Annotated in this window: 3 protein-coding genes; all 3 read left to right on the top strand. The window is 49.7% G+C overall.

Annotated features, from left to right (window positions below):
* Positions 1–76: 76 nt before the first annotated feature.
* The 3 genes from MHN02_RS21325 (at position 77) to MHN02_RS21315 (ending at position 2,327) form a co-directional block, all read left to right on the top strand.
* Positions 77–394 carry an IS66 family insertion sequence element accessory protein TnpB gene (locus tag MHN02_RS21325; protein ID WP_239247950.1) on the top strand — a complete coding sequence of 106 codons (318 nt, stop codon included), beginning with the start codon at positions 77–79 and terminating at the stop codon, positions 392–394.
* Positions 391–741, top strand: coding sequence for an IS66 family insertion sequence element accessory protein TnpB (gene tnpB / locus MHN02_RS21320; RefSeq protein ID WP_014979879.1), 351 nt, complete (start codon positions 391–393; stop codon positions 739–741). Before MHN02_RS21325 ends, tnpB begins: the two co-directional genes overlap by 4 nt.
* An 86-nt stretch (positions 742–827) precedes the next feature.
* Positions 828–2,327, top strand: a complete 1,500-nt coding sequence (locus tag MHN02_RS21315) for an IS66 family transposase (protein ID WP_239247949.1) — start codon at positions 828–830, stop codon at positions 2,325–2,327.
* The last annotated feature ends 21 nt before the right edge of the window (positions 2,328–2,348 follow it).

The raw sequence follows: 2,348 nt of genomic DNA, 5'->3' as shown, positions 1-2,348 counted from the left end.
GTAACCGTCCGGTAATTCCCACATTCAAGTATTAACGCCGCTCCTGCATGGTGTCCTTGTAAAAAGGAGAACACGCATGCGATATCAACGACGAGACGTAAATACCTGGCTGGCGCTTTTCGAACGTCAGGAACAAAGTGGATTATCGGCGGTTGCGTTTTGCCGTCAGCATGAGATAAATATTCAGACGTTTTATGCCAGACGCAGTGACATCCGGCTTCAGCGAACCAGCAATAAGTTTGTTCACGTTAAGCGCGAAGTCACCACGTTCGAATCCCGTATTGAAGGTGACTCGCAGACCCTTTCGCTTGAATGCGCTGCTTCGACATTGCGCATACCCGCCAATGTCAGCCCGCACTGGTTGGCCGACCTGATGAAGGCGCTGAACGAATGAGGATGTTCGTCGAGCCCTCTGACATTTATCTTTACCTGGGCAATGTCGACTTCCGTAAATCCATCAATGGCCTGATTGTCGTGGTGGAACAGCAGATGGAATTGAATCCGTTCCGGGATGCGTTGTTTGTGTTCTGCAATAAAAAGCGGGATAAACTGAAGGTGTTGTACTGGGATAAAACTGGCTTTGCCCTGTGGTATAAGCGCCTGGAGAAGCATCGCTTTAAATGGCCGTCAGACACTGAATTACAACACATCAACCTGAGTGAGCAGCAGTTGCAGTGGCTGTTGTCGGGCTTTGATGTGATAGGCCATTCGCCATTGAACTACACCGCTTCCGGCTTATAACCGGTGATCATAAACAGCATTTATCGATCACGAAATAGTCTGAATAACATCAGGTAATCAGTACCTTAATCGGCGATAATAGTCTTATGAACGAAGAAGATTATCAACGCCGCATCGCTGAACTGGAGCAGCAGCTCCAGGAACTGAATAACCGGTATCAATACCTGGAAGAGCAGTTCCGTATCGCACAGCAAAAACAGTTTGGTAAAAGCACCGAGGGCCACCCTGGTCAGGGCGAACTGTTTAATGAGGCGGAAGAACTGGCTGCCGATGTTGAAACGCCAGAGCAGGAAGCCATCAGTTACACACGCAATAAACCTAAGCGCAAACCACTGCCTGAGGACTTGCCGCGTGAAGTCATCGTCCACGATATCCCTGATGAAGATAAAGTCTGTGGTTGCTGCGCTGGCACGCTGCACTGCATCGGTGAAGATAAGTCTGAGAAGCTTCAGTTCATTCCTGCTCAGGTGAAAGTGATTGAACATGTACGTCCGAAGTATGCGTGCCGTACCTGCGAAAAAGAGGGTATCAGCAATACGGTGAAACAAGCGCCGGTACCACATAGCGTTATCCCCAAAGGCTATGCAACGCCGAGCCTGTTGAGTCAGATAATCACCAGCAAATATCAGTATGGTCTGCCACTTTACCGGCAGGAAGCTATGTTCAAACAGCATGGCATCGAACTCAGCCGTAAAACCATGGCAGACTGGATAATCCGTTGTGCTGAGTTATTTAAGCCGCTTTATGACCAGCTTCATCAACATCTGCTACAACAACCGGTTATCCAGGCGGATGAAACCACGTTGAAGGTTGTCGATTCTGACAAAACGACCAGTTACATGTGGCTGTATGCAACCGGAGCGGACTCACCGCAAGCGACCATCACCGGTTCTGCGATACCTAACATCGTGCTGTACGATTATCACAATAGTCGTGCCGGGCGATGTGCCGTGGACTTCCTTGATGGTTATAGCGGATATCTGCAAGTGGATGGCTATCAGGGCTACGAACAAACGCAGGCCACCTTAGTCGGTTGCTGGGCCCATGCCAGACGCAAGTTCATGGAAGCGAAAAAAGGCGCTGGCAGTAAAGGCAGTGGCAAAGCTGATTGGGCACTGAACCACATACAGAAGCTCTACCGTGTCGAGACGCAGTTAAAAGAAGAAAACGCAGCAACCCGCTATACACAACGACAAGAAAAGAGCCTGCCGCTACTTAATCAACTTGAAACCTGGCTGACAAAATCAGCCCAACAGGTATTACCGAAAACAAAACTCGGCGAGGCAATACAGTACTGCCTCAACCAGTGGCATAAACTGATTCGTTACACACTCGATGGCCATCTCGCCATCGACAACAACCGCGCAGAACGCGCCATTAAACCGTTCGTCATAGGCAGAAAAAACTGGCTGTTCAGCCAGACCGCAACCGGTGCCAATGCCAGCGCCATCCTCTACAGCATCATCGAAACGGCGAAAGCCAACGACCTCAACGTCTTCGAGTATGTGATGGACTGCCTAGAGCAGCTCAGCAAGCCCGAAACCAATATCGATCAACTACTACCATGGCAGTTTACTAAGCGTTAGGTGGGATTAGCGGACGCTTAC

It is taken from the genome of Alteromonas sp. CNT1-28, from assembly GCF_022348345.1.
GTDB classification, from domain to species: domain Bacteria; phylum Pseudomonadota; class Gammaproteobacteria; order Enterobacterales; family Alteromonadaceae; genus Alteromonas; species Alteromonas macleodii.
This window is presented reverse-complemented; position numbering and strand designations above follow the sequence as displayed.

Excerpts from the sequence above, each read along its gene's own strand:
- MHN02_RS21315 (WP_239247949.1), top strand. The coding sequence starts at position 828 with ATGAACGAAGAAGATTATCAACGCCGCATCGCTGAACTGGAGCAGCAG.
- MHN02_RS21325 (WP_239247950.1), top strand. The coding sequence starts at position 77 with ATGCGATATCAACGACGAGACGTAAATACCTGGCTGGCGCTTTTCGAA.
- tnpB (WP_014979879.1), top strand. The coding sequence starts at position 391 with ATGAGGATGTTCGTCGAGCCCTCTGACATTTATCTTTACCTGGGCAAT.